The sequence below is a fragment of the Streptomyces sp. LE64 genome, from assembly GCF_052606915.1.
Genome location: NZ_CP199708.1, coordinates 3,040,342 through 3,053,531 on the forward strand (window position 1 = coordinate 3,040,342; position 13,190 = coordinate 3,053,531).

11 protein-coding genes are annotated in these 13,190 nt (G+C 74.1%); 2 read left to right on the forward strand and 9 right to left on the reverse strand.

Features of this window, described 5'->3' with window-relative positions:
• Positions 1–82 precede the first annotated feature (82 nt).
• The 7 genes from ACSMX9_RS13800 to pdhA form a co-directional block, all read right to left on the reverse strand.
• Positions 83–1,036: an IS481 family transposase gene (locus ACSMX9_RS13800; RefSeq protein WP_445402425.1), complete on the reverse strand. Its 954-nt coding sequence runs from the start codon at positions 1,034–1,036 to the stop codon at positions 83–85.
• Between the two features lie 283 nt (positions 1,037–1,319).
• Positions 1,320–2,420, reverse strand: coding sequence for a potassium channel family protein (locus ACSMX9_RS13805; protein WP_445402622.1), 1,101 nt, complete (start codon positions 2,418–2,420; stop codon positions 1,320–1,322).
• The gene (locus ACSMX9_RS13810) at positions 2,408–3,760 is read right to left on the reverse strand and encodes a molybdopterin molybdotransferase MoeA (protein WP_445402623.1); all 1,353 of its coding nucleotides are present in this window, start codon (positions 3,758–3,760) and stop codon (positions 2,408–2,410) included. The genes ACSMX9_RS13805 and ACSMX9_RS13810 overlap by 13 nt, the downstream gene beginning before the upstream one ends.
• Positions 3,757–4,650, reverse strand: coding sequence for an NTP transferase domain-containing protein (locus tag ACSMX9_RS13815; protein ID WP_445402624.1), 894 nt, complete (start codon positions 4,648–4,650; stop codon positions 3,757–3,759). Before ACSMX9_RS13815 ends, ACSMX9_RS13810 begins: the two co-directional genes overlap by 4 nt.
• A 66-nt stretch (positions 4,651–4,716) precedes the next feature.
• Positions 4,717–6,168: a dihydrolipoamide acetyltransferase family protein gene (locus tag ACSMX9_RS13820; protein ID WP_445402625.1), complete on the reverse strand. Its 1,452-nt coding sequence runs from the start codon at positions 6,166–6,168 to the stop codon at positions 4,717–4,719.
• Positions 6,168–7,178, reverse strand: coding sequence for an alpha-ketoacid dehydrogenase subunit beta (locus ACSMX9_RS13825; RefSeq protein WP_445402626.1), 1,011 nt, complete (start codon positions 7,176–7,178; stop codon positions 6,168–6,170). Before ACSMX9_RS13825 ends, ACSMX9_RS13820 begins: the two co-directional genes overlap by 1 nt.
• The gene (pdhA, locus tag ACSMX9_RS13830; RefSeq protein WP_445402986.1) at positions 7,175–8,356 is read right to left on the reverse strand and encodes a pyruvate dehydrogenase (acetyl-transferring) E1 component subunit alpha; all 1,182 of its coding nucleotides are present in this window, start codon (positions 8,354–8,356) and stop codon (positions 7,175–7,177) included. The genes ACSMX9_RS13825 and pdhA overlap by 4 nt, the downstream gene beginning before the upstream one ends.
• 223 nt (positions 8,357–8,579) lie before the next feature.
• Between pdhA and ACSMX9_RS13835 the strand changes: the two genes are divergently transcribed.
• Complete coding sequence (locus tag ACSMX9_RS13835) at positions 8,580–9,161, forward strand: Lrp/AsnC family transcriptional regulator (protein ID WP_445402627.1); 582 nt, start codon at positions 8,580–8,582, stop codon at positions 9,159–9,161.
• Between the two features lie 4 nt (positions 9,162–9,165).
• Here ACSMX9_RS13835 and ACSMX9_RS13840 read toward each other — a convergent pair whose 3' ends face one another.
• Together ACSMX9_RS13840 and ACSMX9_RS13845 are read right to left on the reverse strand one after the other, a co-directional pair.
• Entirely contained in the window at positions 9,166–9,756 is a 591-nt protein-coding gene (locus ACSMX9_RS13840) for a TetR/AcrR family transcriptional regulator (protein ID WP_445402628.1), read from the reverse strand.
• Positions 9,753–11,267 carry a 3-hydroxyacyl-CoA dehydrogenase gene (locus ACSMX9_RS13845; RefSeq protein ID WP_445402629.1) on the reverse strand — a complete coding sequence of 505 codons (1,515 nt, stop codon included), beginning with the start codon at positions 11,265–11,267 and terminating at the stop codon, positions 9,753–9,755. The genes ACSMX9_RS13840 and ACSMX9_RS13845 overlap by 4 nt, the downstream gene beginning before the upstream one ends.
• 146 nt (positions 11,268–11,413) lie before the next feature.
• On the opposite strand from ACSMX9_RS13845, the gene paaN reads away from it, so the two are divergent.
• Entirely contained in the window at positions 11,414–13,129 is a 1,716-nt protein-coding gene (gene paaN / locus ACSMX9_RS13850; RefSeq protein WP_445402630.1) for a phenylacetic acid degradation protein PaaN, read from the forward strand.
• Positions 13,130–13,190: the final 61 nt, after the last annotated feature.

Genomic DNA, 13,190 nt, shown 5'->3' on the forward strand with positions numbered 1-13,190 from the left:
CTCACCGAACCCGCCGTCGTCGGCAACCCGTCGACTGTTCACCGAATGCCTGGACCTCCTCACCCCAGCGGTGGTCGATGACCTAGTTGTATTGCCCTGTGAGGTTAGGGACGCGGCTGGCGGGTGGTTTGCCTGCGAGTGCGGTGTGTCCGCGGTGGTGATTGTAGGTGTGGAGCCACTGTGGGAACGCTGCCCGGCGTTCTGCTTCTGACTGGTAGGGGCGGGCGTAGGCCCACTCGTCCAGGAGGGTGCGGTTGAGGCGTTCGACTTTGCCGTTGGTCTGCGGGCGGTAGGGCCGGGTTCGCTTGTGGGTGATCCCGGCCGCCGCGAGCAGGTCGCGCCAGGCGTGGGACTTGTAGCAGGAGCCGTTGTCGGTCAGGACACGCTCGACGGTGATGCCGACGTCGGCGTAGTAGGCCTGTGCTCTGGCCCAGAAGGCGGTGGCGGTTTCCTTCCTCTCATCGGCGTGGATCTCGCTGTAGGCCAGGCGGGAGTGGTCGTCGACGGCGGTGTGGATGTACTGGTAGCCGACGCCGGACTTGGTTTTCCGGCCCGCCTGGCGGCCGAGGGTCTTGTGGCCGCCGCCGTCGGGGATGTTCCCGAGCTTCTTGATGTCCACGTGCACGAGTTCGCCGGGCCGGTCGCGTTCGTAGCGGCGTATGACGGTCCCGGTGGCCCGGTCCAGATGCGTGAGCCGGGCCAGGCCGAACCGGGTCAGGACGCGATGGACGGTCGAGGGCACCAGACCCAGCAGATGCGCGATGCGGGCAGGTCCCCACCGCCGCGCGAGGCGAACCTTGATGATCCGGCGCTCGGTCCGTGTCGGTGTCCGTCCGGGACTGTGGTGCGGGCGGGAGGAGCGGTCGTTCATCCCGGACTCGCCCAGGGCCTGGTAGCGGGCCGCCCACCGCTGAGCCGTGGTCGGTGAGACCTGGAAGCGTTCGGCGGCCCGCCGCAGCGGCCAGCCGTCCTCGACCACACAGCGGGCCAACCGCAGCCGTCCGGTCTCGGTCAGGGGTGCATTACGGTGGGGCATGAGGGCCTTCTGCTGATCGGTGTAGACATCGCAATCCACACCGAACCCGGAAGGCCCTCACCCATTCAAGACGCCTCAGCCGAGACCTACATCACCCGTCCACAACCTCCCGGGGCAATACACCTAGTGGACGGTGAACCCGCCGCAGTGGCCCGCCTACGAGCAGCCGACGAGGCGCTGCGCGTGCAGCAGGAGGACCGCCGCCGGGCAGATGCCCCACGGGAGATGATCGCCGCCTATGTGGAGGACTGAGGCAGCGGCTGACGGGCCTTCACCGGTGCGGTCAGCCCCCCGGCTGCTGCCGGGGCTCCGCGGGCACCCGCGGGGAGGCGCGGACGATGGTGATCAGGCGGTCGGTCAGCTGGAGCGGGCCGAGGGAGGGGTCGTCGTAGCCGAGCACGCGGTGGCCGCGGACCACGCTGACCACCAGGTCCTCGGTCTCCCGGGCGGTGAGTCCGACCTCGGCCTTTATGACCGGCCGTTCAACGATGTCGAGCCCGCTGCCCTGGTGGATGAGGTCCTCCATCACCCGGCCCGCGCTGGGGCTCAGCACCGAGAGGCCGAGGAGCCGACCGGCGGCGCTGGCGCTGGTGATGACGGCGTCGGCGCCCGACTGCCGGAGCAGCGGGGCGTTCTCCTCCTCGCGCACCGCCGCCACGATCTTGGCGCCCCGGTTCAGTTGGCGGGCGGTGAGGGTCACCAGGACCGCGGTGTCGTCTCGTTGGGTGGCGATGATGATCTGACGTGCCTTCTGCACCTCGGCGCGCAGCAGCACGTCGCTGCGGGTGGCGTCGCCGATCACCCCGACGTACCCCTCGGCGGTAGCCGCCTCGATCACCCGGACGGAGGGGTCGACGACCACCACGTGGTCCTTCTTCAGCCCGGTTGCGCAGACGGTCTGCACCGCCGAGCGACCCTTGGTGCCGAAGCCCACGATGACGGTGTGGTCACGCAAGTTGGACCTCCAGCGGTTGAGCCGCCACTCCTCCCGGGTGCGCTCGGTGAGCACTTCCAGGGTCGTACCGACCAGGATGATCAGGAACACCACCCGGAGCGGGGTGATGACGAGGATGTTGGTGAGCCGGGCGCCGTCGCTCACCGGGGTGATGTCACCGTATCCGGTGGTGGAGAGGGTGACGGTGGCGTAGTAGAAGGCGTCCAACAGGTCCACCGAGCCGTCGGAGTTGTCCCCGTACCCGGCCCGGTCGACGTACACGATGAAGGAGGTGCCGACGAGCACCATCAGGGCCATCAGCAGACGCTGGGCGACCTGCCGCAGCGGGCGTTCCACCACCCTCTTCGGCAGCTTGATCCGGCCGGTCACCAGATGTTCGTCGGCCTGACGGGCGATCGCGTCTTGGCCCGGAAGTTTCACGTGAAACACACCCCAAGTGCGGACATGGACCAGGGAAGGTCGAGGATCTCCAGTTCCTGTCCCGCCCGACCGTCCCCGGGCGGGACGACGGCGAGGCCGTCCGCGGCGGCGAGGCCCCGGAGCATCGCCGGCCCGCCGTAGTGCAGGGGCAGGGCGGACTCCCCGTCCAGGGTCACCGGGACGAGTCGGGTGTCCTCCGGGTGCCCGGGCACCGTCTCCCGCAGCCGGGCCGGATACGGCTCGGGTGAGCCGCGCCCCGCGAGGGTGCGGAGCAGGGGTTCCGCGAGGGTCAGTAGTCCGGCCACCGCGGCGAGCGGATTGCCGGGCAGACCGACCAGGAAGCGGGTGCGACCACTGGTGGGGGCGGGGAACCGGGCGAGCAGCATCGGGTGGCCGGGGCGCACCCGCACCCCGTCGACCAGGAGGGTGGCGTCCAGCCGGTCGAGGGTGTCGTGGACGTGGTCGACGGGGCCGGCGGCGGTGCCGCCGGTGGTGAGGACCACATCGGCGGTGGCGGAGGCCACCGCGGCGTAGAGGGCGGTGGCGTCGTCGCCGAGGTGGCGGAGTCCGGTGACCTCCGCCCCCAGGGCGGTCAGCCACGGGGGGAGCAGCGGGCCCAGGGCGTCCCTGATCAACCCGTCGTGCGGCAGGCCCTCGCGCAGCAGTTCGTCGCCGAGGACGAACACCTCCGCGGTGGGGCGGGGCAGCACGTCGAGTGCGTCGTACCCGGCGGCGGCGGCCAGGCCGAGGGCGGCCGGGGTGACCAGGGCGCCGGCCGGCAGCAGGGGGTCGTCCCGGCGGCACTCCTGGCCCCGGGCGCGGATGTCCTGGCCCTGGGTGACGATCCGGTTCGGGTGGAGGCGTCCGTGGTGGTCGGTGCGGGCGTGCTCGGTGCGGAGCACTGCGGTGGTCTCCGCCGGGATCCGGGCGCCGGTGGCGATCGGCACGGCCTCGCCGTCGGTGAGGGGTTCCTCGGTGCCCGCACCGGCGAGGACCCCGGTGTCCCGGACGGCCCAGGGGGCCGGTCCGGAGACCGCCCAGCCGTCCATGGCGGCGGTGTCGAAGGGCGGGAGGTCGGTCAGGGCGGTGAGCGGTTCGGCGAGGACCAGCCCGGTGGCGGTGTGCAGCGGGAGGGTGACGGCGGGGCGGGCCCGGCGGGCGGCGGCCCCCGCGGCCTCGGCGCGGCGACGGGCGGCCGGCCAGTCAAGGGCGGCGTCGTCCGGGTCGGTGCCGGGTCCCGCGGGCCGCGGGGGCACGGGGCGGTGCCGGTCGGGTTCCGCCGGCGGGCGGGTGAGGGCCTCGTACAGGGCCAGGTGGTCGTCGGCTGACGGCGGGTCGATGGTGCTCATGCGGCATCGGGCCCGTCGTCGGTGGTGCGGGCCGGGGCCTCCGGGGCGGTGGTGGGTTCCTCCGCCCAGCGGGCGGCCAGTGCGGTGGCACGACGTGCGGCCTCGGCCACCGCGTCGGGGCCGCCGCCGGCGCGGGCCGCCGCGTAGCCGACCAGGAACGTCGTCAGGGGTGCCGCGGGCCGCGCCACCCCGTGGGCGGCGTCCCGGGCGAGATCGAGCAGTAGCGCGGTGTCGACGTCGAGGTCGATGCCGAGTTCGTCCGTGACCGCGGTCATCCATTCGTCCAGCACCCGCCCATGCTCCCTGATGCGGGCCCGGGCCGAGGCGATGTCCTCCCAGGTGTCGCAGTCGAAGGAGGCGAGGGGGTCGGGGAGCCGGCCGGTGCGGAGCCGGGCCAGCAGGGGGCGCAACGGCAGCCCGGCCAGACCGCCGTGACGGTGTGCGTGGGCGGCGAGCGCACGGCGCAGGGCCGTGGTCCGGTAGGCGGCGACCAGCGGTTGTTCCCGGCCGGTGGCGTCGGTGAGGAGCACCGCGTCGACCGGTCCGGCGTCCAGGGCGGCGAGGAGTCCGCGCACCGTGGTGGCGGTGAGGAACGGCAGGTCGGCGGAGAGGGCCAGGGTGATCGGGGCGGTGGTGTGGCGCAGACCCGCCTCCAGCGCGGCCAGCGGTCCGGCCCCGGCCGGTTCCTCCCGTGCCCACCGCACGGGCCGTTCGGTGGGGCGGGGGTCCGCGACCACGACGGTGGTCCGCGCACCGGCGCAGGCCGCGAGGACCCGGTCGAGCAGGGTGCGGCCCCCCACCCGTACCCCCGGCTTGTCGGCGCCGCCGAGGCGACGGGCGGCACCCCCGGCGAGGACCACGGCGTCATGGGCGCCCTCGTGCGCAGTCACCCCATGAGTATGGGCGGTGGCCGGAACCGTGCCGCCCCGGGGGTGGGCGGACGGCCCGGTACCGGTTCAGAGGATGCGCAACAGGACGGCGGGCCGTTCCACGCAGTCGGCGACGAAGCGGAGGAATCCGCCCGCGGTGCCGCCGTCGCAGACCCGGTGGTCGAAGGTGAGGGTCAGCTCGACGACCTGACGGACGGCCAACTCCCCCTCGTGGACCCAGGGCCGCGGGATGATCCGCCCGACGCCCAGCATGGCCGCTTCGGGGTGGTTGATGATCGGGGTGGAGCCGTCGACGCCGAAGACCCCGTAGTTGTTGAGCGTAAACGTGCCACCCGTCAGCTGTGCGGGCCCGAGCCCGCCCGAGCGGGCGGACTCGGTGAGCCGGGCGACCTCCTCGCTGAGGGACTGCGTGGTGTGCGCGTGGGCGTCCTTCACCACGGGCACGACCAGGCCGCGCGGGGTCTGCGCGGCGAAGCCGAGGTGCACCGCGTCCAGGCGGACGATCTCGCGGGCCTCCTGGTCGACGGTGGCGTTCAGCTCGGGGTGCCGGGCGAGCCCGGCGACGCAGATCCGGGCGAGGAGCGCCAGCAGGGAGATCGGCGGGCCGCCCGCCTCGTTCATCGCCGCCCGGGTGCGCAACAGCTCGGTGGCGTCGGCGTCGACCCAGACGGTCGCCTCGGGTATCTCGCGGCGGCTGCGCACCAGCTTGTCGGCGACCGCGCCCCGTACCCCGCGCAGCGGCACCCGGGTGGCGCCGGGTCGTTCCCCGCCGGAAGCGGCGCGCTCCACGGAGGCGGGGTCGGCCGCCCGGGACGGCGGGGGCGTGGGGATGCCCGCGGCCGGCGCGGGGTCCTCGGGGGCGCGCCTGCCCCGGGCGCGGACGGCGTACTCCACGTCGGCGCGGAGGATCAGTCCGTCGGGTCCGGAGCCGGCCAGCTCCATGAGGTCGATGCCGTGTTCCCGGGCGAGCCTGCGCACCAGGGGCGAGATCACCGGGACGGGACCCTCGCCGCGCACCGGCTCCTCCGGTTCGCCGCGGGCCGGCGAGGGGAGGGCGACCTCGGGCGGCCGCACCGGGGCCGGGCCGGCGCCGAGCAGGGACCTGCGCACCCGGCGTCGACGGGCGGGGGCGGCCGCGGTGCCGTAGCCGACCAGGACGTTGCCCGAGGTCCCGTCGCCGCCGGTGGCGGCGGACAGCGGCGCCTCGGTGGCGGGGGGAGCCGCCCCGGCGGCCTCCCCGGCCTCGGGCGCCTCGACCGGCCGCGGGGCCTTGGCGCCCACCGCGACGGTGATCAGCGGGGCGCCCACGGGCAGCTCCGTGCCCTCCTCGCCGAAGCGGGCGGTGACCACGCCGGCGTAGGGGCAGGGCACCTCGACCCTCGCCTTGGCGGTCTCGACCTCGACCACCGGTTGGTCGACGGCGACGACCTCGCCCACCCTGACCAGCCAGCGGACGATCTCCGCCTCGGTCAGTCCCTCACCCAGGTCCGGCAACCTGAACTCCAGCACCTGTGCCATCAGCCCTCCGCCTCCCACTGAAGTCGGGCCACGGCGTCCAGGATCCGGTCGACGCCCGGCAGGTGGTGCCGTTCGAGCATCGGCGGCGGATACGGGATGTCGAACCCGGCCACACGCAGTACTGGTGCCTCAAGGTAATGGAAACAGCGCTCGGTGACCCGCGCCGCGATCTCGCCGCCCGGTCCGCCGAAGCCGCCCGCCTCGTGGACGACGACGGCCCGACCGGTGCGGCGCACCGAGGCGCACACCGTCTCGTCGTCGAACGGGACCAGGGAACGCAGGTCCACCACCTCCAGCTCCCAGCCCTCGGCCTGCGCCGCCTCGGCCGCCTCCAGGCAGACCGGGACGGACGGCCCGTACGTCAGGAGCGTGGCGCTGCGACCCGTGCGCCGCACCACCGCGCGTCCCAGGGGTTCAACGGCTGCGGGGCGGTCCGGGTTCCAGGCGGCCTTGGACCAGTACAGCCGCTTCGGCTCCAGGAAGAGGACCGGGTCGTCGGAGGCGATGGCGGCCCGCAGCAGGCCGTAGGCGTCCGCCACGGTGGCCGGGGTGACCACGTGCAGCCCCGGGGTGGCCAGGTAGTACGCCTCGGAGGAGTCGCTGTGGTGCTCCACGCCACCGATGCCGCCGCCGTAGGGCACCCGGATGGTGAGCGGCAGCGCCAGGGCCCCGCGGGTGCGGTTGCGCATCCGTGCGACGTGCGAGACGAGTTGCTCGAACGCCGGGTAGGCGAAGGCGTCGAACTGCATCTCGACGACCGGGCGGAGCCCGTACATGGCCATGCCCACGGCGGTGCCGAGGATGCCGGCCTCGGCGAGCGGGGTGTCGGCGCAGCGCTGCTCGCCGAACTCGGCGGCGAGCCCGTCGGTGATCCGGAAGACCCCGCCGAGGGTGCCGACGTCCTCCCCCATGACGTGCACGGTCGGATCCTCGGCCAGGGCGTCCCGCAGGGCCCGGCTGAGGGCCTGGGCCATGGTCGCGGGCTTGGCGGCGACGGGGGCGGCGCTCATCGTGCGGTCTCCTTCCACACCTCGTGCTCGCCCTCGCCGGGCGGGTCCGGTCGTTCGTCGGCCGCCGGGTCCGCGGCGCGGAGTTCCTCCCGCAGCTGCTCGGCCTGCTCGCGCAGTTGGGGGGTGGGTTCGGCGTAGACGTGCGCGAAGAGCTCCCCGGGGTCGAGCACCGGGTCCCGGTTCAGTCGGGCGCGCAGCTCCGCGGCCATCGCCTCGGCCTCCTCGCGCACCGCGGCCAGGCCCGCCTCGTCCAGCAGTCCGCGGCCGGTGAGTTCCCGTTCGGCCAGGTCGACGGGGTCGTGGGCGCGCCAGACCTCGACGTCGGCGTCGGTGCGGTAGCGGCCCGCGTCGTCGGCGTTGGTGTGGGCGTCGACACGGTAGGTGATGGCCTCGACCAGGGTCGGGCCCTCGCCCTCGCGGGCGCGGCGCACCGCTTCGGCGAGGACCTCGTGGACGGCCAGCACGTCGTTGCCGTCGACCAGCCGGCCGCGCATCCCGTAGCCGACCGCCTTGTGGGCGAGGGAGGGGGCCGCGGTCTGCCGGTCGAGCGGGACGGAGATCGCGAAGCCGTTGTTCTGCACCAGGAAGACCACCGGGGCCCGCCACACCGCGGCGAAGTTCAGGGCCTCGTGGAAGTCGCCCTCGCTGGTGCCGCCGTCCCCGACCAGCGCCAGCGCCACCACGTCGTCGCCCCGGAGCCGGGCCGCGTGCGCGAGGCCCACGGCGTGCGGGAGCTGGGTGGCCAGCGGGGTGGAGAGCGGCGCCACCCGGTGCGCCACGGGGTCGTAGCCGGTGTGCCAGTCGCCGCGCAGCAGGGTGAGCGCCTCCACGGGGTCGACGCCGCGGGCGATGACCGCGAGGGTGTCGCGGTAGCTGGGGAAGAGCCAGTCGCGCTCCTGGAGGGCGTGGGCCGCGGCGACCTGGCACGCCTCCTGCCCGGTGCTCGACGGGTAGACGGCGAGCCGGCCCTGCTTGGTGAGCGCGGTGGCCTGGGTGTTGTAGCGGCGGCCTCGCACCAGGGCGGCGTGCAGGGTGCGCAGCAGCTCGGGGTCCGCCTCACGGCCGGCGGGCGTGCCCAGCACGCGGTACGGGACCGGGTCGGGCAGCAGCGGGGCGGGGTCGGTGAGCGGGGTCCACGCAGGGGGCGGGCCGGGGGTCCGTGCTCCGTGCTGGTCCATGACCGGTGTGCCGTGACTGTTGACGTTCACGCGTGCACCTCCTTGTCGACGGCGACGGGCTCCCCGCGGGGAGCGGTCGGGACGCGCGGAACGGACACGCGCCTCCCCTACCGATTGTTCGGTCAGTGGCACATTTTGGCTACAGGCCCGTTCGGGCTGTGGACAAACGGTTCTCCACAGCCTGGGATGGGTGCAGGACGTCCATGGCGGGGAGGCGGGGGGCATGGCAACCGAACGAATGGTCCACGGACCCGAGGGACCCGAAGCGCCGGCGGAGCCCGGCCAGGAGGAGCTCCGGACCTGCGGGAAGCCGGGTGCGGGCGCCCCCGCACCCACCGCCCCGCCGCCCTACGTCCCGCCGCGCCCGCTGGACGGGATCGACCGGGACATCCTCCAGATCCTCCAGGCCGACGGTCGGGCGTCGATACGGTCGGTCGCGGAGCAGGTCCACGTCTCCCGGGCGAACGCCTACGCCCGCATCAACCGGCTCCTCGACGACGGGGTCATCCGCGGCTTCGGCGCCCGCATCGACCACGAACGCGCCGGCCAGGGCGCCTCCGCCTACATCACCCTGAAGATCGTCCAGAACTCCTGGCGCACCGTGCGCGAGCAGCTGCGCGCACTGCCGGGCGCCGCCCACATCGCCCTGGTCAGCGGCGACTTCGACGTGCTGCTGCTGGTGCACTCCGCGGACAACCGGGCCCTGCGCGAACTGGTGCTCACCCGGCTCCAGGCCATCCCCGAGGTGCTGAGCACCCGCACCCTGCTGGTCTTCGAGGAGGACCACCTCGACCCGGAGCCCTGACGGCTCAGGACGGCCGGCGCAGCCCCTCGAAGACCAGGCGCACCACGGCCTCGCAGACCTCCCGGTCGCCCTGGCCGCGGGTGTCGGGGCGGTACCACTCCACGATCGAGTTGATCATGCCGAAGAGCAGTCGGGTGGCCAGCCGGACCTCCATGTCGCTGCGGACCTCGCCGTCGACCACGGCGGCCCGGAGCAGCTCGGCGACCCGGTGGTCGAACTCCCGCCGGCGCTCCAGGGCCCACCGCTCGGTGTCGGTGTTGCCGCGCACCCGCAGCAGCAGCGTCACGTAGGGCAGCTCGTCTATCAGCACCTCCACCATGCGCCGGGTGACGTGCTCCAGGCGCTCCACCGCGCGCCCGGTGCGCGCCCGCTCCTCGTCGAGGATGCCGAAGAGCCGGTCCAGGGCCCGGCTGACGGCCCGGCGCAACAGCTCCTCCTTGCCGGAGACGTGGTGGTAGATGGAGGACTTGGAGATCCCGGCAGCCTTGGACAGGTGCTCCATGGAGGTGCCGTCGTAGCCCCGCTCGTTGAAGACGGTCACCGCGACGGCGAGCAGGGACTCGGGCGTGTACGTGTCGCGCTTGACGGCGGTCATGGGGCGGACTCCCGGTTCTCGGAGGCGTAGGCGTGACGGTAGAGCGCCAGCGACGGCGCGTAGCGGCCCGAAGGGTCGCGCAGGTGCAGGTCGTCCAGGAGGGAGTGCGCCCAACTGCGCCCCAGCTTGCGGCTCCACTCGAAGGGGCCCAGGGGGTAGTTGACGCCCAGCCGCATGGCGGTGTCCACGTCCTCCTCGGTGGCCAGGCCCCGGGCGACGGCGTCCACGGCCAGGTCGATCAGCCGGGCCACCGTGCGCGCCACGATCATGCCGGGCACGTCACCGATGACGCTCACGTCCTTGCCGAGCGCCTGGAACAGCCCGGTGGCCTCGCGCAGGGTGCGCGGCGAGGTGTCCTGGGAGGCGGCCAGCGCGATGCGGGTGGCGCTGCGGTAGTCCAGGGCCAGGTCGAAGTAGACGACGTCCCGGAACTCCACGGAGGTCTGCCCGTCCGCCAGCGCCAGTTGCCCGCCGCCGGGCAGCACCAGCCGGGTCCCGTGGTCCTCGTCCTCCTCGCGCACCGGGATGCCCGCCGCCCGTATCAGGTCCAGCAGGTCGGCGGCCGGCCCCAGGTCGCCCTCGACGACCACGTGCGCGGGCGGCGGCACCGGTTCCGCGGTGTGCGGTTCGGGACGCTCGGCACCCTCCCCGTACTCGTACCACCCGCGGCCCGCCTTGCGGCCCAGGGCGCCCGACTCGACCAAGCGGCGCTGGGCGAGCGAGGGGGTGAACTTCACGTCCCGGAAGAGCGCCTCCCACACCGCGTGGGTGACGGTCTCGTTGACGTCCTGTCCGATCAGGTCGGTGAGTTCGAAGGCGCCCATCCGGAAGCCGCCGCACTCGCGCAGCACGGCGTCGATGGTGGCCGGGTCGGCGCCCTGGTACTCGTACACGGCGAACGCCTCGGCGTAGAAGGGCCGGGCGATGCGGTTGACGATGAACCCCGGGGTGTCCGCGCAGGCCACCGGGGTCTTGCCCCAGCCGCGGGCCAGTTCGTAGGCGCGGGTCGCGGAGGAGAAGTCGGTGGCGGTGCCGGAGACCACCTCCACCAGCGGCAGCAGCGGCGCCGGGTTGAAGAAGTGCAGCCCCACCAGCCGTCCCGGCGCCCGCAGCGGCCCGGCGATGGCCGTCACCGACAGCGAGGAGGTGTTGGTGGCCAACAGGCAGTCGTACCCCACCACCGCCTCCAGCTCGCGCAGCATCCGCTGTTTGACGTCCAGCCGCTCCTGCACCGCCTCCACCACCACCTGCGCGCCGGCCAGCTCCCGCAGCGAGCCGACTGGCTCCAGCCGGTCCAGCGCCGCGTCCCGGTCGGCCGTGCTCAGGCGCCCCTTGGCGACCAGTCGGGCCAGTCGGTCGCCGATCGCGGTCACCGCCGCCACCGCCCGGCCGGGTTCGGCGTCGTGCAGCAGCACGGGGTGCCCGGCGACGGAAGCGACCTGGGCGATGCCCTGCCCCATCGTGCCGGTCCCCACCACCGCCACCGGGGTGCTGCGGTCGATAGTCGTCATGCTCGCAGATCCTTCCGCACCGGGTCGGCCACGGCTCCGCCGGACCCCTTGTACCGACCGATCGTTCGGTTACTCTAGCCCTGTCCGCCCGATCCTGCCCAGTTCGCCGGCCGAGCCGAAGCCGACCCCGAGGAGGAGTTGGTCCCATGTCCGCCGACACGTCCACCGAACCCCAGGCCCCCGCCGCCCCGCACCCCCTGCTCCTCGCCCGCCGCCCCGTGCTGGACCGGGCCCTCGAAGCGATCCGGACCCGCGCGTACTGGTCCCCGCACCCCGAACACCCCAGGGCCTACGGCCAGGACGGCGGCCCGGGCCCGGCAGAGGGGCAGGCCGCCTTCGAGGCCCTCCTCGGCACCCGCTTCGCCCTCGACCAGCCCGGCACCGACGACTGGGTCGGCCCGGAGACCTCGCCCTACGGCATCGACCTCGGCATCGAGTACCCCCACCCCGACCCGGACGTCCTGCTCCCCGCCATGCGGGCGGGCCTGGCCGACTGGCGCGCCGCAGGCCCCGAACTGCGCGCCGCGGTCTGCCTGGAGGTCCTCGCCCGGATCAACGCCCGCAGCCACGAGTTCGCCCACGCCGTCATGCACACCAGCGGCCAGGCGTTCACGATGGCCTTCCAGGCCGGCGGCCCGCACGCCCAGGACCGCGGGCTGGAGGCCGTCGCCTACGCCTACGCCGAGCAGGTCCGCGTCCCCGCCGCAGCCGAGTGGACCAAGCCGCAGGGCAAGCGGGACCCGCTGACCCTGACCAAGCGGTTCACCCCGGCCGGCCGGGGCGTCGCCCTGGTCATCGGCTGCAACACCTTCCCCACCTGGAACGGCTACCCCGGGCTGTTCGCCTCCCTCGCCACCGGCAACGCCGTCCTCGTCAAGCCCCACCCCCGCGCGGTGCTCCCGCTGGCCCTCACCGTCCGGGTGGCCCGCGAGGTGCTCGCCGAGGCCGGCTTCGCCCCCGACCTGGTCGCCCTGGCCGCCGAGCGCCCCGGCGAGGGCCTGGCGAAGACCCTGGCCCTGCGCCCCGAGGTCAGGATCATCGACTACACCGGCTCCACCGCGTTCGGCGACTGGCTGGAGACCCACGCCCGCCAGGCCCGGGTCTACACCGAGAAGGCCGGCGTCAACACCGTCGTCGTCGACTCGACCGACGACTACCGGGGCATGCTCGCCAACCTGGCCTTCTCCCTCTCCCTCTACAGCGGCCAGATGTGCACCACCCCGCAGAACCTGCTGATCCCGCGCGAGGGCATCACCACCGACGCCGGCCCCAAGGAGCACGCCGAGGTGGTGGCCGACCTCGCGCGGGCCGTGGACGGCCTCCTCGGCGACGAGGCCCGGGCGAACGCCCTGCTCGGGGCACTGGTCAACCCGGAGGTGCGGGCCCGGCTGGACGCCGCTCCGACCCTCGGCGAGGTGGCCCTCGCCTCCCGCCCGGTCGCCCACCCCGACTTCCCCGACGCGGTGGTCCGCACCCCGGCCCTGATCGCCGTGGACGCCGCCGGGGCCGCCGCGGAACCCCCCTACCTCAGCGAGTGCTTCGGCCCGGTGGCCTTCGTCGTCGCCACCGACTCGACGGCCGCCTCCCTGGAGTTGCTGCGCCGCACCCTCCGCGAGAAGGGCGCGCTGACGGTCGGCGCGTACACCACCTCCCCGGCGGTGGCGCGGGACGTGGAGGAGGTCTGCCTGGAGGAGTCCGCGAACCTCTCCCTCAACCTCACCGGCGGCGTCTACGTCAACCAGACCGCCGCCTTCTCCGACTTCCACGGCACCGGCGGCAACCCCGCGGCGAACGCCGCCCTCTGCGACGGCGCGTTCGTCGCCGACCGCTTCCGGACGGTGGAGGTGCGGGGCACGGTGTGAGGCCCGGCGCCGGTGGGTGGACCCGAGGGGTGGCCCGGAGCCACCCACCGGCGGGGGCCGA

Excerpts from the sequence above, each read along its gene's own strand:
- pdhA (WP_445402986.1), bottom strand. The coding sequence starts at position 8,356 with ATGGACCAGCACGGAGCACGGACCCCCGGCCCGCCCCCTGCGTGGACC.
- ACSMX9_RS13800 (WP_445402425.1), bottom strand. The coding sequence starts at position 1,036 with ATGCCCCACCGTAATGCACCCCTGACCGAGACCGGACGGCTGCGGTTG.
- ACSMX9_RS13840 (WP_445402628.1), bottom strand. The coding sequence starts at position 9,756 with ATGACCGCCGTCAAGCGCGACACGTACACGCCCGAGTCCCTGCTCGCC.
- ACSMX9_RS13825 (WP_445402626.1), bottom strand. The coding sequence starts at position 7,178 with ATGAGCGCCGCCCCCGTCGCCGCCAAGCCCGCGACCATGGCCCAGGCC.
- paaN (WP_445402630.1), top strand. The coding sequence starts at position 11,414 with ATGTCCGCCGACACGTCCACCGAACCCCAGGCCCCCGCCGCCCCGCAC.
- ACSMX9_RS13845 (WP_445402629.1), bottom strand. The coding sequence starts at position 11,267 with ATGACGACTATCGACCGCAGCACCCCGGTGGCGGTGGTGGGGACCGGC.
- ACSMX9_RS13835 (WP_445402627.1), top strand. The coding sequence starts at position 8,580 with ATGGCAACCGAACGAATGGTCCACGGACCCGAGGGACCCGAAGCGCCG.
- ACSMX9_RS13820 (WP_445402625.1), bottom strand. The coding sequence starts at position 6,168 with ATGGCACAGGTGCTGGAGTTCAGGTTGCCGGACCTGGGTGAGGGACTG.
- ACSMX9_RS13810 (WP_445402623.1), bottom strand. The coding sequence starts at position 3,760 with ATGAGCACCATCGACCCGCCGTCAGCCGACGACCACCTGGCCCTGTAC.